26 protein-coding genes are annotated in these 24,432 nt (G+C 40.7%); 12 read left to right on the top strand and 14 right to left on the bottom strand.

Going from position 1 to position 24,432, the window contains the following annotated elements; all coding sequences use genetic code 11:
• Position 1 precedes the first annotated feature (1 nt).
• From trpB to ACXAFE_RS05830, 4 genes are all read left to right on the top strand, one after another.
• Positions 2 to 1,192, top strand: coding sequence for a tryptophan synthase subunit beta (gene trpB / locus ACXAFE_RS05845; RefSeq protein ID WP_475149909.1), 1,191 nt, complete (start codon positions 2 to 4; stop codon positions 1,190 to 1,192).
• A complete protein-coding gene (gene trpA, locus ACXAFE_RS05840) occupies positions 1,189 to 1,995 on the top strand; it encodes a tryptophan synthase subunit alpha (protein ID WP_475149906.1) in 807 nt (268 codons plus the stop codon). The genes trpB and trpA overlap by 4 nt, the downstream gene beginning before the upstream one ends.
• A 114-nt stretch (positions 1,996 to 2,109) precedes the next feature.
• Positions 2,110 to 2,688, top strand: a complete 579-nt coding sequence (locus tag ACXAFE_RS05835) for an inner membrane-spanning protein YciB (protein WP_475149904.1) — start codon at positions 2,110 to 2,112, stop codon at positions 2,686 to 2,688.
• Positions 2,689 to 3,110: 422 nt separating this feature from the next.
• Positions 3,111 to 3,350 (top strand): hypothetical protein, encoded by a 240-nt coding sequence (locus tag ACXAFE_RS05830; protein ID WP_100913188.1) that lies wholly within the window; start codon positions 3,111 to 3,113, stop codon positions 3,348 to 3,350.
• 162 nt (positions 3,351 to 3,512) lie between these two features.
• Here ACXAFE_RS05830 and ACXAFE_RS05825 read toward each other — a convergent pair whose 3' ends face one another.
• The 5 genes from ACXAFE_RS05825 to ACXAFE_RS05805 all read right to left on the bottom strand — a co-directional run bounded on the left by ACXAFE_RS05825 (position 3,513) and on the right by ACXAFE_RS05805 (position 8,807).
• Positions 3,513 to 4,952: a methyl-accepting chemotaxis protein gene (locus ACXAFE_RS05825; protein WP_475149899.1), complete on the bottom strand. Its 1,440-nt coding sequence runs from the start codon at positions 4,950 to 4,952 to the stop codon at positions 3,513 to 3,515.
• 59 nt (positions 4,953 to 5,011) lie between these two features.
• The gene (locus ACXAFE_RS05820; RefSeq protein ID WP_475149894.1) at positions 5,012 to 5,737 is read right to left on the bottom strand and encodes a substrate-binding periplasmic protein; all 726 of its coding nucleotides are present in this window, start codon (positions 5,735 to 5,737) and stop codon (positions 5,012 to 5,014) included.
• 9 nt (positions 5,738 to 5,746) lie between these two features.
• Complete coding sequence (locus tag ACXAFE_RS05815; protein ID WP_475149891.1) at positions 5,747 to 6,421, bottom strand: TorF family putative porin; 675 nt, start codon at positions 6,419 to 6,421, stop codon at positions 5,747 to 5,749.
• Positions 6,422 to 6,663: 242 nt separating this feature from the next.
• Positions 6,664 to 7,221 (bottom strand): hypothetical protein, encoded by a 558-nt coding sequence (locus tag ACXAFE_RS05810; protein ID WP_475149888.1) that lies wholly within the window; start codon positions 7,219 to 7,221, stop codon positions 6,664 to 6,666.
• Positions 7,222 to 7,370: 149 nt separating this feature from the next.
• The gene (locus ACXAFE_RS05805; RefSeq protein WP_475149883.1) at positions 7,371 to 8,807 is read right to left on the bottom strand and encodes a sodium-dependent transporter; all 1,437 of its coding nucleotides are present in this window, start codon (positions 8,805 to 8,807) and stop codon (positions 7,371 to 7,373) included.
• Between the two features lie 149 nt (positions 8,808 to 8,956).
• Between ACXAFE_RS05805 and ACXAFE_RS05800 the strand changes: the two genes are divergently transcribed.
• The 5 genes from ACXAFE_RS05800 (at position 8,957) to ACXAFE_RS05780 (ending at position 12,011) form a co-directional block, all read left to right on the top strand.
• Entirely contained in the window at positions 8,957 to 9,256 is a 300-nt protein-coding gene (locus ACXAFE_RS05800) for a YciI family protein (protein ID WP_475149881.1), read from the top strand.
• A gap of 68 nt (positions 9,257 to 9,324) precedes the next feature.
• Positions 9,325 to 9,633 (top strand): PepSY domain-containing protein, encoded by a 309-nt coding sequence (locus ACXAFE_RS05795; protein WP_475149877.1) that lies wholly within the window; start codon positions 9,325 to 9,327, stop codon positions 9,631 to 9,633.
• Positions 9,634 to 9,635: 2 nt separating this feature from the next.
• A complete protein-coding gene (locus ACXAFE_RS05790; RefSeq protein ID WP_010560353.1) occupies positions 9,636 to 10,310 on the top strand; it encodes a response regulator transcription factor in 675 nt (224 codons plus the stop codon).
• A gap of 47 nt (positions 10,311 to 10,357) precedes the next feature.
• Positions 10,358 to 11,629 carry an ATP-binding protein gene (locus ACXAFE_RS05785; RefSeq protein WP_475149873.1) on the top strand — a complete coding sequence of 424 codons (1,272 nt, stop codon included), beginning with the start codon at positions 10,358 to 10,360 and terminating at the stop codon, positions 11,627 to 11,629.
• Complete coding sequence (locus ACXAFE_RS05780) at positions 11,622 to 12,011, top strand: hypothetical protein (protein ID WP_138628589.1); 390 nt, start codon at positions 11,622 to 11,624, stop codon at positions 12,009 to 12,011. The genes ACXAFE_RS05785 and ACXAFE_RS05780 overlap by 8 nt, the downstream gene beginning before the upstream one ends.
• 95 nt (positions 12,012 to 12,106) lie before the next feature.
• On the opposite strand, the gene ACXAFE_RS05775 is transcribed toward ACXAFE_RS05780, so the two are convergent.
• A complete protein-coding gene (locus ACXAFE_RS05775; RefSeq protein WP_475149868.1) occupies positions 12,107 to 12,862 on the bottom strand; it encodes a Nif3-like dinuclear metal center hexameric protein in 756 nt (251 codons plus the stop codon).
• Positions 12,863 to 13,014: 152 nt separating this feature from the next.
• Between ACXAFE_RS05775 and ACXAFE_RS05770 the strand changes: the two genes are divergently transcribed.
• Positions 13,015 to 13,407, top strand: coding sequence for a hypothetical protein (locus ACXAFE_RS05770; protein ID WP_475149865.1), 393 nt, complete (start codon positions 13,015 to 13,017; stop codon positions 13,405 to 13,407).
• A 50-nt stretch (positions 13,408 to 13,457) separates the two neighbouring features.
• Here ACXAFE_RS05770 and ACXAFE_RS05765 read toward each other — a convergent pair.
• From ACXAFE_RS05765 to ACXAFE_RS05750, 4 genes are all read right to left on the bottom strand, one after another.
• Positions 13,458 to 14,659, bottom strand: a protein-coding gene (locus tag ACXAFE_RS05765; protein ID WP_475149860.1) for an IS3 family transposase whose coding sequence is annotated in 2 segments (ribosomal slippage) — positions 13,458 to 14,311 and positions 14,311 to 14,659 — 1,203 coding nt in all. Because the reading frame shifts where the segments join, the coding sequence is not laid out codon by codon here.
• Positions 14,660 to 14,764: 105 nt separating this feature from the next.
• A complete protein-coding gene (locus ACXAFE_RS05760; protein WP_475149858.1) occupies positions 14,765 to 15,742 on the bottom strand; it encodes a glutathione S-transferase family protein in 978 nt (325 codons plus the stop codon).
• 10 nt (positions 15,743 to 15,752) lie between these two features.
• Positions 15,753 to 16,451, bottom strand: a complete 699-nt coding sequence (locus ACXAFE_RS05755; protein WP_475149856.1) for a pirin family protein — start codon at positions 16,449 to 16,451, stop codon at positions 15,753 to 15,755.
• 16 nt (positions 16,452 to 16,467) lie between these two features.
• Positions 16,468 to 16,920 carry a DoxX family protein gene (locus ACXAFE_RS05750; RefSeq protein WP_475149854.1) on the bottom strand — a complete coding sequence of 151 codons (453 nt, stop codon included), beginning with the start codon at positions 16,918 to 16,920 and terminating at the stop codon, positions 16,468 to 16,470.
• A 142-nt stretch (positions 16,921 to 17,062) separates the two neighbouring features.
• Here ACXAFE_RS05750 and ACXAFE_RS05745 point away from each other — a divergent pair, with 142 nt between their 5' ends.
• Positions 17,063 to 17,956, top strand: a complete 894-nt coding sequence (locus ACXAFE_RS05745) for a LysR family transcriptional regulator (RefSeq protein ID WP_475149851.1) — start codon at positions 17,063 to 17,065, stop codon at positions 17,954 to 17,956.
• Here the strand turns inward: ACXAFE_RS05745 and ACXAFE_RS05740 are convergent.
• Positions 17,953 to 18,774, bottom strand: a complete 822-nt coding sequence (locus tag ACXAFE_RS05740; RefSeq protein WP_475149849.1) for a M90 family metallopeptidase — start codon at positions 18,772 to 18,774, stop codon at positions 17,953 to 17,955. The genes ACXAFE_RS05745 and ACXAFE_RS05740 overlap by 4 nt on opposite strands.
• Before the next feature lie 64 nt (positions 18,775 to 18,838).
• Complete coding sequence (locus ACXAFE_RS05735; RefSeq protein WP_475149845.1) at positions 18,839 to 19,786, bottom strand: TRM11 family methyltransferase; 948 nt, start codon at positions 19,784 to 19,786, stop codon at positions 18,839 to 18,841.
• Between the two features lie 65 nt (positions 19,787 to 19,851).
• Here ACXAFE_RS05735 and ACXAFE_RS05730 point away from each other — a divergent pair, with 65 nt between their 5' ends.
• Positions 19,852 to 22,218, top strand: coding sequence for a helicase-related protein (locus ACXAFE_RS05730; protein ID WP_475149839.1), 2,367 nt, complete (start codon positions 19,852 to 19,854; stop codon positions 22,216 to 22,218).
• Between the two features lies 1 nt (position 22,219).
• On the opposite strand, the gene ACXAFE_RS05725 is transcribed toward ACXAFE_RS05730, so the two are convergent.
• Positions 22,220 to 22,867 (bottom strand): CatA-like O-acetyltransferase, encoded by a 648-nt coding sequence (locus ACXAFE_RS05725; protein WP_475149835.1) that lies wholly within the window; start codon positions 22,865 to 22,867, stop codon positions 22,220 to 22,222.
• Between the two features lie 106 nt (positions 22,868 to 22,973).
• Positions 22,974 to 24,014, bottom strand: a complete 1,041-nt coding sequence (locus ACXAFE_RS05720; protein WP_475149829.1) for a Leu/Phe/Val dehydrogenase — start codon at positions 24,012 to 24,014, stop codon at positions 22,974 to 22,976.
• Positions 24,015 to 24,432 lie beyond the last annotated feature (418 nt).

Here is a 24,432-nt window from a genome sequence, read left to right as displayed (position 1 = left end):
GGTGGAAAATAATAACCCAGCCTATTTCGGCGATTTTGGCGGCATGTACGTACCAGAACTTCTGGTACCCGCCTTAAAACAACTTGAAAGTGAATTTAATAAAGCAAAGAACGACCCAAGCTTTCATGCAGAGTTTGAAAAACTGCTTAATGAGTACGCCGGTCGCCCTACGCCACTTACGCTTACGCGCAACTTAGTGAAAAACCCTAAGATAAAACTTTACCTGAAGCGTGAAGATTTACTGCATGGTGGCGCACATAAAACCAACCAAGTGTTAGGTCAGGCATTACTCACAAAACGTATGGGCAAAAAAGAAGTCATTGCTGAAACCGGTGCTGGTCAGCACGGTGTAGCAACAGCCCTTGCCTGCGCACTCCTTGGCTTAAAATGCCGCGTTTATATGGGTGCAAAAGACGTAGAGCGTCAGCAGCCAAACGTATTTAGAATGAAACTAATGGGCGCAGAAGTTATTCCTGTTACTGCGGGTTCTGGCACATTAAAAGACGCGGTTAACGAAGCAATGCGCGACTGGTCAGCAAACTACGACACGGCACACTACTTACTTGGTACAGCAGCTGGCCCACACCCATTCCCGACACTTGTACGCGACTTCCAAAAAATGATTGGCGAAGAAGCGAAACAACAAGTACTTGATACGGAAGGCCGCCTACCAGATTACGTGATTGCGTGTGTTGGTGGTGGCTCTAATGCAATTGGTATGTTTAATGACTTTATTGGCGATGAAAGTGTAAAGCTTGTTGGTGTAGAGCCCGCAGGTAAAGGCCTTGATACTGAAGAGCATGGCGCAGCAATTTGTAAAGGCACAAAAGGCATTTTACACGGTGCATACACCTTTATTATGCAAGATAACAATGGCCAAATCGAAGAGTCTTACTCTGTATCTGCTGGCCTTGATTACCCTGCGGTTGGTCCTCAACACGCACACCTTGCGGAAACTGGCCGTGCCCAATATGTTGGCATCAGTGATGATGAAGCGCTTGAAGCGTTCCAGTTATTAGCGAAAAACGAAGGGATTATTCCAGCGCTTGAATCAAGCCATGCCCTTGCTTACGCATTAAAGCTGGCTGAAGAGCAAAGTGAAGAAACCATTATTGTAGTTAATTTAAGTGGCCGTGGTGACAAAGATTTAGCACACGTGCATACCGTGTTAAATGAAGGAGGTAAACTATGAGCCGCTATCAACAAGCATTTCACGCATTAAATGAAGTTAATCAAGGCGCATTTGTACCATTTGTTACCATTGGCGACCCAAACAAAGAGTTAAGCTTTGAGATTATTAAAAGCCTAATTGACGGCGGTGCTGATGCGCTAGAGCTAGGTATAGCATTCTCTGATCCAATCGCTGATGGCCCGGTTATTCAAGCGGCGAACATACGCGCGCTAGAAAATAAAATTACTACAGCTGAAAGCTTTGAAATTATTCGCAAAGTACGTGAGTACAACGCAGATATTCCAATTGGTTTACTGCTTTATTCAAACCTAGTGTTAGCACAAGGTATTGATAACTTTTATCGCACAGCCAAAGAAGTTGGGGTAGATTCAATTCTAGTCGCGGATGTACCGCTACATATGTCAAAAATGTTTAGACAAGCGGCTATTCAAGCAAAGATAGAGCCTATCTTTATTGCCACACCAAATGCCGATGACGATACACTTCGCCAATGCGCATCTTACGGCCGTGGCTATACTTATTTGCTGTCGCGCGCAGGTGTTACGGGTACCGAAACCAAAGCGCAAATGCCTGCAGATTCAATGATCAAAAAGTTATTAAACTTTAACGCAGCACCTGCGTTACTGGGTTTTGGTATTTCAACACCTGAAGATGTAAAAGCGGCAATTGCCTCCGGTGCCGCTGGTGCCATTTCAGGCTCTGCAGTAGTTAAGATCATCGAGAATAATCTTGAATCACCAGAAACTATGCTAAGCGAGCTTGAAAGCTTTGTACGCACTATGAAAGCAGCTACGCAAAAATAATTGTATATAAACAATACAAAGGGCGCCAGGCGCCCTTTTTTTAAACCCAAACTCTGGTGTTTCATATTAACTCTGGTGTAAGGTAAATATTCAGCATAATTTAAGAGGTAAACAATGCTCGCATTATTTGAATATGCTCCCCTGATCTTATTTTTCATTCTTTATAAAACCATGGATATTTTTTGGGCAACGTCAGTACTTATTGGTGCGTCAGTTCTGCAAATAGCCTACTACTTCTTTATCGAGAAAAAAGTCGCTACCAAACATTGGGTACTGTTTGGTTTAGCAGTTGGTCTTGGCTCACTGACTATTCTTTTCCAAGATGAGCAGTTTATAAAATGGAAAGCAACCGTGGTTTATGCGGGCTTTGCTACCATTTTATTAGCATCGCGTTATTTCTTTAACAAGAACCTAATGGCAAAAATGTTAGGTTCAATCTTGGCCTCAACTAATGATACAGACCAGAAAATTGAAGTGCCAAAGCCTCTTTGGGATAAAATAAATTTATTTTGGAGCGCGTTTTTATACCTAATCGCCGCTGTGAATATTTATGTTGCCTATGAGTTTTCACTGGATTTTTGGGTTAACTTCAAAGTGTTCGGCATTACCGCCGCCACCTTCGTTGCGCTAATTGTAACTATCGTGATGCTTTATCAATATTTGCCTGACGATGAAGAACAAAAAAGCGAATAACCTTAACAAACGTTAGTATGGTTTAAATATAAAAAGGAGCGATAACCGCTCCTTTTTAGTAAATCCGAGTTTTGACGTTCGAGATCTAATTCTCTCCGAACGCTACTCAGCCTTAAGCCCTAGTGCACAAATAACACTTCAATCCCTCACCATGTAATTATCAGCTAGCAAAATACCGGTTGTTTAACTTATTTATTGCTTAGAAACTTTCTACTTACACTTCATGTAAAGCGAACGTTACAAATATCACCCATTATGTTTTGATAATTAGGAAAATTTATTAAATCGATCTAGTATTAAGTTGAACATTTAATGACCTGTTGTGTTTTTCTCAAGGAGCTATAACGAGATAAACAGGCCCAAAGAAAACTAAAATCCAGCAACTTAAAGTGGTTACAACAATAATATTAGTCGAGGCTTAAATGGAAACAGATAACCAACAAGAACCTGAATACGAAATCAAAAACGAGAACCTATTTAAAACATTACTGTGTTTACCGATTGGTATTGGCTTTGCCGTATTTATGATGAGTGCATTTAATAATTCTGGCTTCAATGTAGGCACTTTTTTACTCTTTGTACTTACCATGTACTTTACCCTAAGCGGCATCGCCTACGCCGCGTTTTACACCAATGAAAAGTTTGATTGCACACCGCATTAGCTATCGTCATACTACAAAATAAATAGGAGGCCAAACGGGCCTCCTATTTATTGACAACTATCTAATTACCATTCTTCTTTAACAATAAAAATCCAACTATTTCAGGGTCCAAAGATTGTGCCTAACAGCACATAGTATTAAGAGGAAAGGCTATAATAATACTCACGTTTTAAATATATTAACCGATTGTTTAAGTTGTAGTGATAACTCTTTCATATCTGTCGAGTAGGCCTGTACTTCTTCAATTTTACACATACTATTTTGACCTGCTGTAACAACTTCATTTATATTTTTACTTAAATCTTCTGCGACTGTACTTTGTTCAGAAACTGCGCTTGAGATATGGCTCGACATATGGGTAATCGACTCTATCGCAGCCGCTATATTATTTATAGATTCACTTGCCATATTAGCTGACTTCATAGAGCTTTGGCTCATCTCTTTACTTAGCTTCATCACATTTACAGCCGAATTAGAGCCTTGTTGTAACTGTGTAATTGTCTGATGTATTTCAGCAGTACTCGCTTGAGTTCGACTAGCTAAAGACCTAACCTCATCAGCAACAACTGCAAAACCTCTTCCCTGTTCACCAGCACGAGCGGCCTCAATTGCAGCATTTAATGCTAATAAATTGGTTTGTTCTGCAATAGACTGTATTACATCTAAAACAGAAACGATTCCCTGTACACTTTCTTCTAGCGAACCTATCACAGAGGATGCTTCATCCAATTGCTCTACTAAGTTTTCGATCGATTGAATTGAGTTTTTAAATGCTGCATCAACTTTACTTGAATCCTCGTTGGCTATTTCAGCGGATTCTAGGGTTAACTTAGCGTTATTCTCAATTTCCACAGCGGACGAAGCCATTTCGGTGATCGCAGTCGCTATTTGGTCCGTCTCATTATGTTGATTGGTTAAATAATTTACGCTTTCAGCACTGGCCGTTGAAATTGATTCTGCTACGTTAAATGAGTCCTCAATAGAAAATTTCACATTGTTTATCAATTCAGCAATACGAGATTCAAACTGATTAAAGGATGCCGCTAACTGCCCTATTTCATCATCTCTCCTCACATAAATCTGCTGTGTAAGGTCACCTTCTCCACTTGCAATGGTTGCCATTTTTTCCGCAACTTCAGCCAAAGGTTTTGCAACTAAGCGTTTAAAGATAAATGCCAAAACAACACCGAGTAATATTGCCAATAATAAAACTTTAATAACTGATGACATCGCAAGATTGAATAATGTGTTGTCAATTTGCCTAGTGTCTATAAACACTTTGACCCTTCCCAAAGTGTTTGGTGTGCCACTATCATCAAAAATTAATTCACTTTCACGAAATAATTTGGCTTCTTGACCCTCTGTTTCAGCAAAAACTTGATTGTTTGTATCAAAGATAATTATTTTTGAAATATCATCAGATGCGACTTCTGCATCGATTAATGCTTGTGCAAGCTTCTCTTGAAAATTCCACATTGTGTTTGGGAGAGATAAAGCTAAACGTTTGTTAGCTAATTCGATTTGTGTATCAAGTTTTGCTCTTAATTGGTAACTTTGTGATGAGTAATCATATATACCAAAACAAAAAAGCAATAAGGTCATTGCAACAAGTGTCGCAACAACCAATCTGAATAATATTGTACGAGTCAAAGTTCCTCCTACTATTTCAGATAGTTTGACATAATACTATCGACATCTATCTTGCTTAATCCCTCGTTGTAAATCTGCTGCCATTTTTTGCCATCTGCATCATTGCGAAAAGCTATGTATAGCTTTTTGTTTTGTAAAAGCTTTGAATTCATTTCAACTTTACTTTGCAAACTTTTTAGCGATTTATCTGTGGCTAGTAAGTAATTTAGGACATTTGTGTCAATTACTGCTGCGTCGATCCTCCCCGCACCTACTTTTTTAACATTCAATACATCAGAGGGCACCGCGTCTGCCTTAATAGTACCTGCCGCAATCATATCATCGAGTTCTTTCGTGTTTACGTAGTCTTGTACCACTCCTATTCGCTTACCGGAGAGATCTGCCAGTGTAGAATAGTTGATTGGCTTAGATTTATTTTGAACTAGACCCAACGGGCCAACGCCCATTTCATCAGAGAATACAAACTCATTAGTTTCATATTGGTATTCGGGAAAATAGCCAACATGCTTAGCATTTGCTTGTGAAGCCATTTTAACCGCACGTGTCCAAGGGTAAAATTCCACAACCAATTCATGGCCTTGAGCTTTGAATGCAGCTTTAGCAACAGCAACAGAAGCCCCTTGCTGTTCAAGTGATTTGCCTGAATATGGAGGCCATGTTAGAGAAGTTAAATATACTGTTTCAGCATATAAAAAAGATGTAAATGTACACAAAAAAAGCATTATGAAATTTTTCATTCTCGCCTCCTAAAAACTAAACGTTCTAGATACAGTTACAAGGAATGTTGCATCGCCATATGTTTCGATATCGGTGTCTTCATAACCAGCACTAAAATCCCAACCACTCCATGAGTAGTTTGCTGTCGCACGCCAGTGTATGTAGTTGTCATCTCCCGGCTCCCACTCCCATTTGTCGTCATCCATACTCACTGAGTAGTCAACTCCGATATCTATTGAAAATGCATCATTTATAGGGAAATTATGCGTTAACATAACAATGCTATGGCCAGCACCGGTGCCAAAATAGTCCCATGCATACCAGAAGTTTAAGTTAGTATTACCATAATTGAACTTGGCATAGGCCTCTGCATAATTATAGTCAGAACTAGCATCGCCTCCATGATATGTATACTGTGCCACCCCAACATCAAGATTGACGGTGTCAGTAAGCGGTGTGTAATAGCCGATATAGCCATCCGCCTCAATATCTGTACCCTCACCAAAATCAACATTAGACCCCCAAACACCTGCGTACATGCCGCTATCACCAGCCCAGTCAAAACTAGCTTGCAGTGCGGGGTCTTCTTGTGTTTGGCTTACACCGTTAAATAAGTAATCAGAAACCAGCGAGACTGTGGCTGATGTACTTCCAAAAGATGATGTCGAAAATACTAGCAAAGAACAGTAAACAATTTTTCTCATTATTTTGACCTAAGTAAATTACCGATAGCTTTTTTAGTTTAGTCAAAAAATTTAAAAGTGCAGGGGTTAAACAACCTATTAATAAAAGGTTAATGAAGAATCAGCACTTTCCAAGTTAATTTAAAGTTGTGACTGAAAAGAAAAAAGTACAATAAAAATAAATAAAATCAGAAAAAAATTTACTTCCTTGATAACATTTAAAATTGTCAAGAATTAAGAGAGCGGTTATTAAGTTTTCTAGTTCACAACATCCTTACTTTCGGATCCCGCACATTTAATCGATAAGTACGCTTCACTTCCTGCATGTTTTCCACATAACTTATTGTTAAATAACAACGAGTACCTGAATGAAGCTTAATTTGTGTGGGTAGCGTAAAGCTAAAATCAAGCAAAGTGGTATCGCCGTCAAACTCAAATTTTAATGGTAAAGTATCAGACCAAATCTCATTTAATCCGCTTTCATAACCAGGCGCAAGTATTTGAAGTATCGCTTGATTAAACTTCTCAAAATGCGGCTGATTAATGACTATTTGCCCTTTTGTCTCGACGCCTAACATCACAATCTTACTATCGAGCATTAAAGGCGCTTTGCCCAACACCAAAAAGCGATTGCTTGCTGATTGTGAGGCTATTAAAAAGCCAACAATACATAGAGAAAAAATTACAATCAATGGCCAATTTAGCGCCACTTGCATGCTCGTTGCAATCAAGCATCCGGCAATCAAAATTACAGAAAGTGCGTATGCTACAAACTTAAACTGCGCACTGCGCTTACTTTGTTCACTGTTAATGTTAACCATTATAGATACCGCTTAACCAATTAATTCTATTAACTATTCTACATTTTTAGATTATTAAAATTCGGCCTTCCATCACCTTATTTTGCCATTAAACACAAAAAAGCGGAGCAATTGCTCCGCTTTTAACTTAAGTCTTTATTTAAATCGTATTAGAAGCCTAATAAATTGTAAGCAAAGAACTTATTAGCAACTGTATTAATAAAAATCAGCGCCAAAATAAATGGAATAAAGGTTGATAGAGAGAAGTTTACATACTTCTCGGTAAAGCTACCTGCGTACTCAGGCGCGCCTTGGCTAAGCTCTTCTGTTAGCTTCGCTTTTTTCCAGCGGTACATTACGAATAAACACACCATTAAGCCATTTAGCGGCAAGATGGTGTCGTAAAATACATCGTAAATGAAATCGAACAGACTCTTTTTGGTTGCCGGATCATGGTCGCCATAATTAAACATAGTGCTTAACCACTCACTCATACCAAACGACATGGTACATAAAATGGTTAAAATACCCATGCTACCTGCAAGTAAAAGCAATGCTTTAAAGCGCGAAACGCCCTTTTCTTCAATTAACGTCGCTGTTGGTACTTCAATAATTGAAACAAGTGATGTAATTGCTGCAAAAAATACCAATAAGAAAAAGATTACTGCAATCGCGCTTGCGCCTACGTAGCCGATATCTTGCTGCATCGCGAGGAAGATTTTTGGTAAATAAACAAAAATCATCGATACCGATGAGTCAGATAACTCCGCAGGATTGGTGTTTGGATTAAAGCTGAAAATAGCCGGTAAAACCATTAAACCCGCAATAAATGCGACCAATGAGTCAGTTACTGCAACCATTTTTGCACTGCCTACAATATTTTCTTTCTTCGAAATATATGAGGCGTAAGTCATTAAAATACCCATACCGAGCGACAGAGAGAAAAACGCTTGCGACAGTGCGCCGTTTAACACGCTAGCGTTCACTTTGCTAAAATCAGGTACTACGTAATAACGAAGGCCAGCAATCGCGTTATCTAATGTCAGTACGTAAGCAACAAGGCCAACTAGCAGCAGAAATAGCGCTGGCATAAGCAGTTTTGCTGCTTTTTCAATGCCCTGCTTTACACCACCAAGTAGAATTAGATTAACCAGCACACCTACACCCACCATGTAATAAAACACGCTGGTTTGGTTAATAAACTGGCCAAAGTTGCTAGGATCGGCAAGCGCATCTAAATTACCAATTGCTGCCTGAACAAGGTAACCAAAAATCCACACAGTGATCACCATGTAAAACACGCCAATCATAAATGGCGTAAGTACCGCTAAAAATCCCGGATATCGCCATTTACTGCTGTTACCCGATAATTTATTGTACGCGCCAAGCGGGTCTTTTTGCGCGCTGCGACCCATAGCCATTTCGGCCATCATTACTGGTAAACAAACAAAAATTACAAACAATGCATAAACAACTAAAAATGCACCACCGCCATTTTTGGTTGCCGATACAGGGAAACCAACGAGGTTTCCAATGCCTACTGCACTGCCTGCAGCGGCCAAAATAAATCCGAGTTTGGAGCTAAAATGCTCTCGTGATGCACTCATGCTGAACCTTAGTATTATTGTTTTCAACGTTGGATGCTATCAGTGTTAAACCTACTGTTTCAAGTTTTCGCGAAAAATGATTTTTAGTTTTATCCTTTCTGTTGATAGAATTATTTTTATATTCAATAAAATAACCAAACGGGTGCTGTATGTGGTACATGATTTATTCAATAGATGTTGAAAACAGCTTAACGATGCGAAAAGAAGCGCGTCCTGCTCACTTAGCACGCTTAGAAGCGTTAAAAGCAGAAGAACGTTTGTTATCTGCCGGGCCACTACCAGCAATCGACAGCGACGATCCGGGCGAAGCAGGTTTCACGGGGTCATTAGTGATTGCTAAATTCGATTCATTAGAAGATGCGCGCAGCTGGGCTGCAAACGATCCCTACATCGAAGCGGGTATTTACAAAGAATCAATTGTTAAACCGTTTAAACTAGTTTTACCGTAACTGATTCAGAGTAAGTTCAGTGAACTTTTTGTACATTTAACTTACTCCATAATGTGGCGAGCTAACGTATGAAATATTTGATTAGTCTGATCAGTTGCTTAGTGCTCTTTAATGCCAATGCAAGTAATGAAAATGGCTCAAAGGTCAAAACATCTTCACAAAATGCGGCAGCGAATAAAGCGCTTAAAAATGTTAACACACTGGGTTTAACCAAGCGCAGAGCGGCCAAAAAAGTGTCGCAATCCTACCCTGGTAAGATTTTAAGCGTGAAAGAGAACACCCATTACTACAAAGTAAGAATGTTACAACCAAAAGGTAAGGTTGTTGATTTTAAAGTAAATAAATCAAATGGCCAGGTTAAAAAAGGAAAACAATAACAATGCGCATTCTAATAATAGAAGATGATCTGCAACTGGCAGACAATCTAAAACATGCACTCGAAAAAGCCCGTTACAGCGTTGATATGTGTCACGATGGCGAAGCTGGTTTATTTCACCTTACTGAATACCCGCTAGATTTAGCTGTTGTTGATCTAGGCCTACCTAAAATGGATGGCATTGACGTAATCAGCAATGCACGAAAGCAAGGCATCGATATTCCAATTTTAATCTTAACAGCCCGCGATCGCTGGCAAGATAAAGTGGAAGGATTAGATGCCGGCGCTGATGACTACTTAACTAAACCATTTCATAACGAAGAATTAATTGCCCGTTGTAATGCCCTTATTAGACGCAGCGCCGGTAAAGCAGACCCAACTATTACTGCGGGTCCAATTCGCATTCATACCCGTTCGCAACAAGTATGGGTTAACGACAATGAATTAATGCTCACCGCATACGAGTACAAAGTACTTGAGTATTTAATGGTTAACCCAGAAAAAGTCGTATCTAAATCTGAGCTAACAGAGCACATTTACGACCAAGACTTCGATTTAGACTCAAACGTAATTGAAGTATTTGTATTACGCCTGCGTAAAAAGCTCGACCCAGACGGTTCAATCGCACCAATTGAAACACTGCGTGGCCGCGGCTACCGTTTAAGCGGCAAACTGTGATCCACCGTATATCGTTAAAAATTAGACAAGGATTTATCCTTGTCTTTTTGCTTTTAGTACTTATGCCTGCCATGTTCTTTTCAATTGGTAAAGCACTTTATGCAAGTTTAGTTGACAACACCGAGCGCACGCTCGAAGCGCATTTGTATTCACTAATGGCAAAAGTGGAAATTGAGCAAGGTGAACTGGCGCCGATTACCCTAATTGCCCCCGAACTCACTCGCCCCGTTTCCGATACCTTTGCCTATATTTATCTCAACAAAGAAATTGCTTGGCAATCAGAATCAACGCTCGGCTATCAATATATTCCGAAACACGCAGCAACCGCGCCCGGTATTATGGACTTTTCGAAAATTGAAGAGCTTGATAAGTACTTTCGACAGCTTAGCTTTGTTTTTTATATGGATGCCGATGGCATTGAATATCAAGTCACTGTATTGGTATTAAAAGACGAAGAAGCCATTTTATCGCAAATGCAAGACTTCCAAGAAACCTTGAGGCACTGGCTGATTATTATCGCCATAGTGATGGGTTTACTAATTATGCTGGGCTTTTTATGGAGTAGTCACCCACTTAAACGCCTTGATAAAGAAATTGTCGCAATCGAAAGTGGCAATGCCGACCAAATTACGGGTGAATACCCAGAAGAGCTAGAAAAAATTCAGCAAGATCTTAATTTATTATTGGCTACTCAACAAAGGCAAAAAGATAAATACCGTGCATCATTAAGCGACCTTGCACATGCTTTAAAAACCCCGTTGGCTGTTTTAAAATCAAGTGATCTGGCAAGTAATGGTGATAGCCAAGAGCAGCTCGATCGTATCAGCAATATGATTGAACATCAGCTTAAGAAAGCTGCTTCGGGCGGTACTGATACTTGGAAAAAGCAAACTAAAGTTAAGCCAATACTCGACTCAATTATCAATGCCATGGGTAAAGTGTATCGCGACAAAGGCATTCAATTTATTCAAGCAGTTGATGAAAAAAGTACCTTTTTAGGTGATAAAACTGATTTAATGGAATTGCTAGGCAATATACTCGATAATGCCTGCAAAGCATGTGACGCTTTAATTGAAATAAAAGTGAAGCAGTTAGGACAACAACTTATTATCGAAGTTGGTGATGATGGTCCGGGCGTACCCGAAGATAAAATAGAAGAACTTACAATTCGCGGAAAACGCTTAGATACCTACGAACACGGCCACGGTGTTGGCATGGCGATTGTAGGCGATCTAATGGATGCCTATAACGGCAAAATGACCATTGCCACAAGCCAGCTCGGTGGCGCCCTATTTACCTTGGTTTTTAATTATGAATAAATATACTCTTTTTTACACCGTGTTAATGCTGCTGAGCATTAATGCATTTGCTCAAAACGATGAGAAGCCCTGTAGCAAAGGCAAAGTAGTATTGCAGCTACAATGCTTAGATCAAGCCATTATTGACCACAAACGTACACGTCAAACTTGGCTCACTAAATTGGAAAAAGAAGTGGAAATAAAGCAAAATAACACGGGTAACACCCAATTATTTTTAAGTTTTCAACGCAGTAAAAACAGTTTTGATAGTTATATTTCCGATAACTGTCAATGGCGTTATCTCAATGAGTTACCTAATTCTCAGCAAGCAGCATTAAAATATAAGCGATGCGAACTCGCTGTGATTGACCAGCAAATTACCATTTTAAAAGGTGGTTACTAGCCCATAGACTGAATTCTCGGTGGTATATTGCTATGGAAGTCAGCAGATGAGACTCAATAAAAAAGCAGCGTAATCGCTGCTTTTTTATTTGTTGTTTATACAGGATTATCTATATCAATAAACTCAACGTCTAAATTAAACTGCTCAGCTAAATATTCACCCACGGCTTTTACACCATAGCGCTCGGTCGCATGATGCCCCGCGGCAAAAAAGTCGATATTTTGTTCGCGTGCACTGTGTATCGTTTGCTCTGACGCTTCACCTGTAAGGTAAGCATCAATGCCTTGGCTTGCGGCTAAATCAATATAGCCTTGCCCGCCACCGGTACACCAGGCAATGGTTTCTATGTTTTTGCCGCGCACACTTTCCACTAACGGTTTGCGGTTGAGCACACGCTCAATTTTATCGGCAAACTCTTCGGCGCTAAGTGGTGTTTTTAAACGCCCCTTCACAGCAATACTTGGCTCACTGTATGGATCAAGCCCCGCTTCATACTCAATATCAAGTAATTCTGCCAATTTGGCATTATTGCCAAGGGTTGGGTGCACATCAATTGGCAAATGATAGCCAATTAAACTGATATCATTTTTAATTAACGCGCCAATGCGGCGTTTTTTCATACCCGTAATTGGATACGCTTCGCCTTTCCAAAAATAGCCGTGGTGAACCAATATCGCATCTGCATTTTTTTCGATAGCGGCATCTATTAGCGCTTGGCTTGCCGTTACACCCGTTATAATTTTATTAACGGTGTCTTTTCCTTCAACCTGAAGGCCGTTTGGACTAAAGTCTTTTACCTTATGGGGGGCGAGTAAACTATCTAATTCTTGGAGCAATTTAGAAAGTTGCATTATGCTTACCTATAAGTTGTTTTTGATCATTGAATTGTCCTTAACCTACCGTCAAAAATAAAGAAAATTCTCAAAAAATTGAAAAATGACGTGAAACTAGGTATAAATGTATTTTTAACAGTAATCTTCGTATCAAATAAACGGGATATACGATGAGTAAACTCGATAAAACTGAAGTGCTAGCTGCGTTTGAAAAAGCGTATGAAGCAGCAAATGGTAAAAAACCTGAGATCACAGCTAAAAGTGGTTGGTACAGTGTAGATGGCGGTAAAAACGTTCGCCTTGCTGATTTAGTAACGCTTGCAGAGGAACTTTCATCTGGCTCTGCTCCTGCAGCAAAAGAAGAAGCACCAACTAAGCCTGCAGCTAAAAAAGCACCGGCTAAGAAAGCAGCGACTAAAAAAGCAGCGCCAGTAACTGCAACTAAAGAAAAAGAATACACAGTTACTAAGCCAAACCCAGAAGGCTTTACTGCTGAAGAATTCTGGATTAAAGAGCTTGCTGAGCGTGAGCACGACACACGTCTTCCACGCGGTGTTGTTTAATAGCTAATTAGCTATTTGACCCATCCTAGCATGAGTTGACACTTTTAATATTAAAACGCTCGATGAACTTCATCGGGCGTTTTGTATTTTAAAGCCGTGTGTGGCCTTCTTTGATTATAGATATCAATGGATTGTTTCACCATTTTCGCAGCTTCTTCCAAGTTATTAGGCTTTGTCAGTAAATACTCGTTTTTCAGTATACCGTTTACGCGTTCCGCCAAGGCATTTTGGTAGCAGTCATATCCATCTGTCATTGAGCACGTTATGCCATATTCTTCGTGTATGCGTTGGTATTCATGTGAGCAATATTGAATACCTCTATCTGAATGATGGATAAGAGGTGAAGTGACTTTTCTATTTTTTAACGCTTGTTTAAACGCCTGTTTTACTGAACTCGTTTTTAAATTATCACTTAGGCTATAACCCACTATTTTTCTAGAGTAAGCATCTGTTACTAGACTTAGATAGGACTCGCATTCTTTCGTTGGCAGGTAAGTGATATCCGCCACCCATAATTGCTCTGGACGAGTTAATTCAATCCCATCTTTTATGATGTTTGGGTGTTTATAAAATCGATGCAGACTCTGTGTTGTTCGGTGATAGGCGCGCTTAGTTAGCACTAATAAGCGGTTTACTCTCAGTAAGGCAAACAAGTGGTCTCGGCCAATGTGTAGCTCTGACTGTTGCATTATGTACTGTAACTTTCTGGTACCAATGCGAGGATGAGTCATCCGCTGTGCCTTTACGAACGATAATACTCGTTGCTCAAACTGCTCTTTTATTACCGCCACTTTACAGCGTTTATAATAAGCTTGTCGTGTTATACCCAAGTACTTACACGCCTTGGTCACTGACAGTTTGGCTATGACTTTTGATTCAACAACCTGTCGCGTTGCTTTTTTGTGATACGTACCCCAAAGTCTTTATCAAGCACATCGACAATTTTCTCGAAGAACTCGGCTTTTAACTTGGTATCTTCTAACTCTTTCTCAAGGGCTTTAATCTTTTGCTCTGGTGTTAAATCTTTAGGCTCTGACATACCGGTAGCCTCACTCATGTGATTAGGTGTTCCCTTACTCCAATCTAGTCGACCATGCTTACGAAGCCAAACTAAAACTGTTGAAGCACCTTGGATACCATAGTGGTCTTGCGCTTGTTTGTATGTACACTCGCCTTTTTCTACTTTTTCGACAATTGATAATTTAAAGGCAAGTGAATAATCTTTTTGAGTTCTCTTAGATATAGGGTTCATAACATTCTCCAAATTTAAGTTGGAAAAGTGTCAACCTTATTTAGGACTGGTCAATTAAAAGTAAAAAAGGCAGCTTTCGCTGCCTTTTTTATTGCCTATTACTTTTTAAAATGACGAACGATTATGTGCACTGCTGTAATCAACTTTTGGCCCAACGGGTACCACTTGCGTTGGGTTAATCATGGTATGGCTAAAGTAATAATGGCGTTTAATATGATAAAAATCGACCGTTTCAGCCACGCCCTTAACTTGATATAGCTCACGAATATAATTTGCAATATTCGGATACGACTCAAGCATACGTTGATTACATTTAAAATGTGAAAAATAAACCGCATCAAATCGTATTAAGGTAGTAAATAAACGCCAATCTGCCTCGGTAATTTGTGTACCTACCAAGAAGCGCTGTTTAGCTAAAATAGCTTCAACTTTATCAAGGGCATTAAAAAGCTCAATATACGCCCCTTCGTATGCGTCTTGTGTGGTCGCAAAACCCGCTTTGTATACCCCGTTATTAATATTGTGATAAACAAATTCGTTAATTTCATCAATTTCAGCACGTAAATGTTCAGGGTAATAGTCATACTCGAGGCTTGTTAAATGATTAAAGGCGGTATTAAACATGCGAATAATCTCTGATGACTCATTACTGACGATACAGTTTTGTTTTTTATCCCAAAGCACCGGCACAGTAACACGACCACTGTAGTTTGCGTTATTACGCGTATATATTTGATGCATATAATCAAAATCAAATAACGCATCGCCCGTACTGTGCTGTGTTTTATCAAATGTCCAACCATGTTCTAACATGTCTGGGCTTACTATTGATACAGAAATATGCTGCTCTAGCCCTTTTAAAGCGCGAAAAATAAGGGTACGGTGAGCCCATGGGCACGCCAGAGATACATATAAATGATATCGGCCAGATTCTGCAGCAAACCCACTTGTACCAGAAGGGCCTGCTTCACCGTCTTGTGTGACCCAATTACGTAACTGCGAAGCTTCACGTTCGAACTTACCTTTACTGTTTTTGGTGTCGTACCACTTATCGTGCCATTTACCTTCAACTAATAATCCCATGATCTGCTCCTTAAACCTTTGGTAATTCAAAAATAATTAATGTTGTTGGGGTGTTAGATACGTTTTCAAATACTAATTCAGTTTCATCTAACACTTTTGCACCATCACCACTTTCAATTTGAATAGCATTCACTAGACTGCGGCCTGAAACTTGATGTACATACACTGGTGCATTATTTGATTCAAATAGATACTGCTGTTTTGGTTCAAGGATCAGTTGATGTAGCTTTGCATCTTGTTTTATCGAAAGCGTGCCATTTTCGCCATTTGGCGTCACAATGGTCGTTAAACCAACCTCTTTACCAAAATCTTTTTGTTGATAACCCGGTTTGTCGCCAAAGCTATTCGGCTCAATCCAAATTTGTAAAAATCTAAGCCCCTCTTCATTTGACGCATTGTATTCACTGTGAAAAATCCCTTTGCCTGCCGACATTAACTGAAATTCCCCCGCAGGAAGCGTTTTGATATTGCCCGCACTGTCTTTATGTTCAATCGTGCCTGACAGCACATAGCTGATAATTTCCATATCGCGGTGGCCATGGGTATCAAACCCAGCGCCCGGTGCCACAACATCATCATTGATAACACGAAGGGCTGAAAAGCCCATGTGTTTTGGGTCGTAGTAATTTGCAAAAGAGAAAGTATGTCTGCTCTTAAGCCAGCCATAGTCAGCGCCGCCGCGCTCATGTGCTTTTCTAAGTGTGATCATCGTGCTTCCCTCTTAGTTAAACGTGTTGTGTCAATTTATTTGAAATAAGCGCATCCAGTGAAGCTTTACCCGCACCCGAGAACACTAAAGAAATACTTGCTGCCAATAATGCTAAGCCAAACTCATAGCCATTGTTAGACATAAACAGTCCATTTTCAAAATGCACAGTAAAGATTGCAACAATCATAGTGCCTGCAAGTGCCAATGCCGCTGGGCGAGTTAATAAGCCAAATAAAATAAATAAACCGCCAAAAAACTCTGCACTGCCTGCCATTAGTGCCATTAAATAGCCCGGCGCTAAGCCAATAGATTTCATCCATGCACCCGTGCCCTCAAGGCCATAACCACCAAACCAAGCAAATAACTTTTGCGCGCCATGTGCCATAAAAATAATGCCGATAGGTAATCTTAACGCCAGTGCTGCGTAACCCGCTTGGCTTGATGTAAGTGTTGTTAATAGTGTTTTCATAATTTATTCCTCAAAAATTTTAAACTTATCTAATTTGTTAAAGCATTTGCTTAACTGATGAAATTAAGTATAAGCATGCTAAACTCAATAAAAAATCGGAACATTTTGAACCATTAATTCAAATTTTTTGAACAAAAGAATTATGTATCAAGCTATCACCATTGACGCCCTAAAAGCACTCGATGCTATCGATAAAAAAGGCAGCTTTGCCGCCGCAGCCGAGTCACTATATAAAGTGCCTTCGGCGCTAAGCTACACTATCAAAAAACTTGAAGAAGACATTGGCACGCCACTTTTTGACCGTTCAAAACAGCGAGCAGTACTCACTCCTGCAGGTAAGTTGGTGCTAGAACATGGCAGGCAAATTTTGCATTCCACCAGCAAAATGCTCGATGCCGTAAGCCAATTAGAATCAGGCTGGGAAAAACGCCTGCGTATCGCCCGTGATACCGTGATACCAGAAGGTGTCATTTTTGAGTTATTAAAAGAGTTCACCAAACGGCCTGAACAAGTTGATATTCAACTTAGCGTTGAAGCCTTAGGTGGCGGCTGGGATGCCTTACATAGCAAGCGTGCCGATATTGTTATTGGTGCAACTGGCGAGCTGCCAAAAGGCGTGTATCGTACCCATAAAATCGCAGAGTTAAGCTTTATCTTTGCTGTGGCAGCATCGCACCCGCTAGCAAAGGTGAATACACCGCTTGACGACGATGATTTAAAATACTACCCCGCGATTGTGGTATCAGACACTTCTACTTTATTGCCAGAGCGTAGTACTGGGCTATTTAGCGCCAAGCAAGTAATCAATGTTAATTCTATGCAGGCAAAACTCGCAGCCCAACTTGCCGGCATTGGTGTGGGGTTTCTGCCAAGTCATATTGCGAAGCCATATCTTGCAACTGGTGAGCTAGTGCAAAAAGAGTGTACCATTCCAAGACCCAAACAAGATTTATACATTGCCTGGCAAAAAGATAATCAAGGCAAAGCCTTTCAATGGTTTATTGAAAGGCTTACCCAAGCTAACTGGCAGATCTAGTTCCAGCGCCTTGGGTCAAAGCCAAAGTAGTTGAGTAACAGATCAAAAATGACCGGATCATAGGCTTTTAATTCACTTGGTTTTTCAATAAACGTTTCGGTTAACACCGCGAAAAATTCAGCTTCATTGGTGGCACCGTAACTGTGAATCACATGGGGCATGCCATACGCCACATGCGCTTTTAACACATTGTAGGCACGAGAAAATTCTCGCCCCCAACTTTCATAGGTGGGTTTATCTTTTAATAGCGGCGTGCCTGTTGTCGCACCGGTTTCTTGGTCGAGTTGATGGGCAAACTCATGGAAGACCAAATTGTGGCCATCGTTTGGTAAACGGTTACCGTTAAGTACATCATGCCATGAAAGCACCAAAGTACCGCCTGGCCACGACTCCCCTTGCCTAACTGTTTGGTGAAAATTAACAAGCCCCGCGCCATCACGGCTTTCTGAATTTGCATAGTAGGCGCTTGGGTAAAGCAAAATTTGCTTTACATTTTTATATAGCGGCCACGGTTTATTAAGTACCAACACACAGGCATCTGCTGCCACTATCAATTTCATTGCGTGGTTTACCACTAGGCCATCACGCCCTAAAAAGTCTTTGGTCGCTAAAAACCAGATGATGTGTTTTTCTAATCGTGTGCGCTCGCTATCTGTCATTCTGCGATAAATCGGCATGTACTTGAGTAATACATTGCGATCGCTGTCGCTTAATGTGCGATCTTTTAGATTATGTTCCCAGTAAATAGTGCGTAGCGTATCGAAATGCCAATAAGCAGCGATAAATACCAAGGTTAATATTATTAGTATGAAGTCCATGCTCCCCCCCTTTTCTATTTAATTGGGTGAAGCATGGGATTGTTCAAGGTAGGGAATATATTATTTAGTTCTTTCTTAAAACAACCACGTCACGGAAGATTGATTCGCTCATACGATGTGGCGCTTCAAACTCAAGCGCGCTAAGGCCTGCCGCCTCAAAAACCGCAATCAGCTCTTTGCGCTTTGGAATGTACTTATTAAACGCAATCACGCAAATACCGTCTTTGTGCAGTAAATCGACCCATTGCGGCGCACATTCTTCTAACACAGCAATTGGGTTACGGGTTTTTTCAGTCGTAAAATGCTGCACACCATAGGGGATATCACTAATAATTAAATGCTGCTTTTCACGCTTTAATAAATCACACGCGGCCGTCGCATTGCCATTAATAATACGGGTATTAACGCCCTCGGCGGTAAAATCAATAAACTTACCCTTGTTTTGTTTATTGGCTTTACCAATAAAGCCCTCTTTTAGCTCATGCTTTTGGCGGTGAAGTTTCGTCCATTTTTTGGCAAAGGTTCTAAAGTCCAAAACTGCATTTGGGTCCTGCTCAATGCCTTTTGATTTAATGCCATAACGCATTGCCCACATTAAAGTGGTGCCGCGTCCGCACATTGGGTCGAGCAATTTAATCTTGCTGATGTCTTTTTCTTTACAAAAACTTAAACCCACATTGAGTAATAACTGCGTTAAAATTTCATTGGTCTTGCCTTTGTACTTGCTACCAAATACAAAATCACTGTGTAAGTGAAAATCAGTATTTAGCGATAGCGGCGTTAACGTGCCCGTATCATGACTAAAAATACCTTGTACAAACGATAAGCGTGCTAGCGCCTCAAGTTTTTGTTCTGGCAACTGGGTTTGCAAAAATTGCATGCCGCCAATCTCGTTTAGTGTAAGGTCATAATCGCCAATACACTGTTTAAACTCTTTTTGTGCAATATCGATGGTTTCGTTAAAATAAGCACCGTTTGCAACAGGTGATATCAAAATCGCAATGCCTTTCAAAACATTATCCTAATAGACAAATAATACCGTCAATTATATCGCGACTCGGACAAAGAAATAAACGCATGCTACCAATCAACCAGGTTAAAACCGATTTTTTAGCCCAGATAGGCAATAACGCTACATATCAACCAATTATTGTGAGCGCCAATACGGGTACGGGTAAATCAACCCAATTGCCGCAGTGGTGCACGCAAAACGGTAAAGTATTGGTTATTGAGCCAAGGCGTATTGCCTGTACTAGCCTTGCCGAGCGCGTCGCAAACGAAATGCAAACATCCCTTGGCGACAAAGTGGGTTATGCCATTCGTTTTGAAGTACATGCAAACGACAACACCGAGATTGTATTTGTAACCCCAGGTGTGGCACTGCGCTGGTTAAATGAAGGGTTATTACAGGATTTCAACACCATTATGCTCGATGAGTTTCATGAGCGCCGTTGGGATACCGATTTACTGCTGGCTTTACTGCTTGAGCACAATAAAACCAACAATCAACGCCATAAGCTTGTGATCACCTCCGCAACATTAAACGCTGAGCAACTTATTAACTATTGCGAAGGCATACATTTACACGCAGAAGGTAAAGTGTTCCCCGTCGAAGAGCATTACCTCGCCCCCGCTATGCGTGATATGCCGCACAAAGACAAGCTCACTGAGCGCATGGCATTTGCCGCTGAAAAAGCTTACCAACTTGGCAACCAAGATGTATTGGCATTTTTGCCCGGCAAAGGGGAGATTCAACTTTGCGCCAGCTATTTGCGCACGCGATTGAGCGACCAATTCGATATAATCACCTTACATGGTGCAAGCCCTATCAGCGAGCAAAAACGCGCACTACAACAAGGTGAAAAACGCCGCCTTATTTTAGCTACTAACGTGGCAGAAACCTCGTTAACCATTCCCGGTGTTGATGTGGTGATTGACTCGGGGCTTGAGCGCCGCACGCATATCCGAAACGGCCAAAGTGTGTTGGATTTAACTGCCATCGCCAATGACTCGAAACTACAACGCCGAGGCCGTGCGGGGCGAATTACTGAAGGTGTTTACTTAGCCTTGTTTGGTCAACATGCACCGCTTGAAGCCCATACCCCCCCTGAAATTCAACGGGAAAACTTAACAGATATGATGTTGGCAGCCGCGGCAAATAATAATGCCCTTGGCAATTTGCGTTTTATCAACCCCCTATCACAACAAGCCCATGATTTAGCGTTTTCAACGCTTAAAACCATTAATGCCATTAACGATGCGGGTATTGCAACTGACTATGGTAAAGCCCTTGCGCCATTACCCATTGACGTTTCGCTTTCCCATTTAGTGGCAAGTATGCCAAATAACCGCCTTAAACAGGCAATGGCCGACCTTGCAGGTGCCCTAAGCGTGCCAGCAAAACTGTACACTCGAGATAAAAATTCAGAAAAATTTATACAATTAGAAAATGACTTTCCCAACCTGTGTGACTTTAGCTTGCTCATTGGCTTAGTGCGCGGCCAGTTTTTAGAGTATATTAGCACCGAAGAAAACGCGCTTGTTGAGGCCCAACAGTTTGCCAGCCAGCTGCGCAGCCATTTTAACTTACCCGAACTCAGTAAATACGCCAGTTACAACATCACTGAATTGCAACACGCTATTGCCGCGTTACTGCCTAGCTGCGTGTACATTAAAAAGCAAAATCGCCGTGGCAGTTACAATAATGCTAAGCAAGAAGTGGTGATTGCCAAAGACAGCTACCTAAGTAACGAGCCCGACGCCCTATTGGTACTTAAAACCTACAGCCTCGCTGGGCGTGCAGTAAAAGACCGTAAAACACTGGCTACCAAAGTAAGCCCCATAACCACCAGCATTATTATTGATAATGACTTAGGTGAGGCAAAGCTCACTTCCTCTGAAATTACTGAGCAAAATGAATTAATAGGCAATTACCAATACCACTACGCAGGCACCACATTAAAATCATTTAGCGCCGCAGTTAAAAGCCATGAATTTACAGCCGCCACTGTTAACCTAATTGAAACTGGCACCCTTTGTGAGTCACTTTTTGATGAATTAACACAGGAATACCAGCAACTTTGCCTTTACCAAAATGTGCATAACACCGATTGGCAATTATTAGTGCCACAAGAACATATCACTTCGGTATTAAGTGATTTAGAAGTTAGCTCACTTGATGAGCTGGCACTTCTTGATAACAGTGATTTTGCCTATGGCTTAGTTGATGACTACACATGGCAACAGTTTTGTGAACTGTACCCGCTAACAGTGGTGTTGCCACAGCAACAACTTAGGGTGGAGTACTTTATTAGCGCAAAACGCGTGTTGCTTCATTACATGAGTGGTAAACGGGTTGAAGCACCTAAAAAGTGGGAGCTACCCAATTTTAATGGCGCAAAGATACAATATCGCCGCGCCAGTAAATTGGTGGATATTAAATAGGCTAAACTAGGCTCTTTGCAAGTGCTGCCATTTCTTGCTGTAGTACATTAACAAACTGCGCAACATGAAAGCCGTCCATTAAGCCGTGGTGTACATCAATATTGAGTGGCATGGTGCCAAGTTGTTTATCGAATTTACCAAACACATATTTGGGAATGCCATTTTGCTCACCAAACGGTGTCGCGTGAGAAAAGCCAGTAAAATCAAGCCAAGGTAACACCGACACATGAATACAGTTAAGGCGCCCTTCTATTGAGTTAAATTGCTCTGAGAAAAATGGCTGACTTATTGCTGTTTCAAATGCAATTTTGCCTTTTTCACTAAAGTCAGCAAAGTCCTCGGCATAAGGTAAGTATGAAATTTTAAAGAGGTTTTGCTCATCTAATTGCACCGCGTTGATTTCAATTTTATCGCACAACCATACTTGGTTGTTATCAATACGATGACAAACGGGTTGATAGCTATTATTTGCTCGCAGCAAGGCGTATAGGCAAGCTAAATAGAAAGACTGCCCGCTTTGCTTACATGTGTCGAACAATTCACCCGCGTCTATACGCACACAGACCGAAAAGTATGGGTTTGCTAAGTCTTTAAAAAATGAGAAGTGTTCGGCGCGTTGCCAGGTAGAGAGGTCGATTTGAGTTGCCATAATCTTAAAATAAAAATGCCCGCAATTGCGGGCACCTTACAGAGCATAGCATGAACTTTCAAGCTCATTCTGTTACTCGTGTTTTTACAAGCAAAAAACGGGTAAATTACAAACCGTTTTCGATGATTTCTTGTGCTAGTTCGTCTGCAATAATGTGCGTTGACTTTTGCTCGTCTTCAGAGCGCTTGAAGATTTCGCTTAGTGTATCGAAAATACCTTCAACGTGCTTAGTTGCCGCTTCTGCACTGTAACCCTCTGGCGCTGTTTCGTAGTAAACGTTAATGATACCACCTGCGTTAATCACGTAATCTGGCGCGTATAAAATGCCTTTTTCACGAATGATTTCACCGTGACGTGGCTCTGCTAGCTGGTTATTCGCACAACCTGCAATAATGCCCGCTTTAATACGCGGAATTGTATCATCATTGATTGTTGCACCTAGTGCACACGGCGCGTATACATCTACATCTAGGTCGTAAATTTCGTCAATGTTAACTGCTGTTGCGTTAAAGTCGTTTACTACACGGTTAACACGCTCTTCATTGATGTCTGTTACAAACAGCTCAGCACCTGCTTCGTGTAGGTATTTACATAGTGTGTAAGAAACCGCGCCAAGACCTTGTACAGACACTTTTACGCCTGCTAAGTCTTGATTACCGTGCTTATGCTGGTAAGCCGCTTTAATACCTAAAAACGTGCCTAGTGCTGTAAACGGTGATGGGTTACCGCTTTTACCTTCAAGGCCAAGCACATAATTTGTTTCAGTATTCATTACTGCAACGTCATCACAAGTGATGTTTACGTCTTCTGCTGAGTAGTAGCTACCACCTAAACGCTCTAAATGACGACCAAATGCTTTAAATAGTGCATCTGATTTGATTTCTTTTGCGTTACCGATAATTACCGATTTACCACCACCGAAAGGTAAGCGCGCAACTGCATTCTTATATGTCATGCCTTTTGATAAACGCAGTACATCGTATACTGCATCTTCGTCACTTGCGTAATCCCATAAACGACAACCACCCACTGCTGGGCCTAATTTAGTGCTGTGTACAGCAATAATTGCTTTTAAGCCAGTTTCTTTGTCTGCACAAAAAACAACGTTTTCGTGGTTATCAAATTCAGTACGATTAAAAACAGTCACACGACTCTCCAACTTGTAAATGTTTAACGCGCTTATATGAGTATGGCGTTAAATGAACGGGTTATTCTTGGTTTGCACCGACTCTAACATTATCCTTTCATCAAGACTACAATTTTAGATGAACAACCCAGTTAAACTTACAATTAAACATATTCAATTTCAATTAACACTTACATAACGATAAACAATGCAATTACAGTGCTATTCCAAGCAAAATATCGCAAAGATCCGCTAATAATTAAATTGTAGATTGACGTTTACGTAAGCGATAAGCTTGAAAGGTGAGAGAACGTAAAGAAGAAGTTACAGAGTTCAGAGCTTAATCAATGCGCGAATATAGCTCAAGCATAATTTCCAATCGTTTTTTGTCAGTTAAATTCTTGAATGCGGCAATAAAAAAGAGCGCATAAGCGCCCTT

The organism is Pseudoalteromonas sp. ABV4_021 (assembly GCF_056159365.1).
Note: the sequence above shows the minus strand (reverse complement) of the source record. Positions and strands in the feature narration are given on the sequence as shown.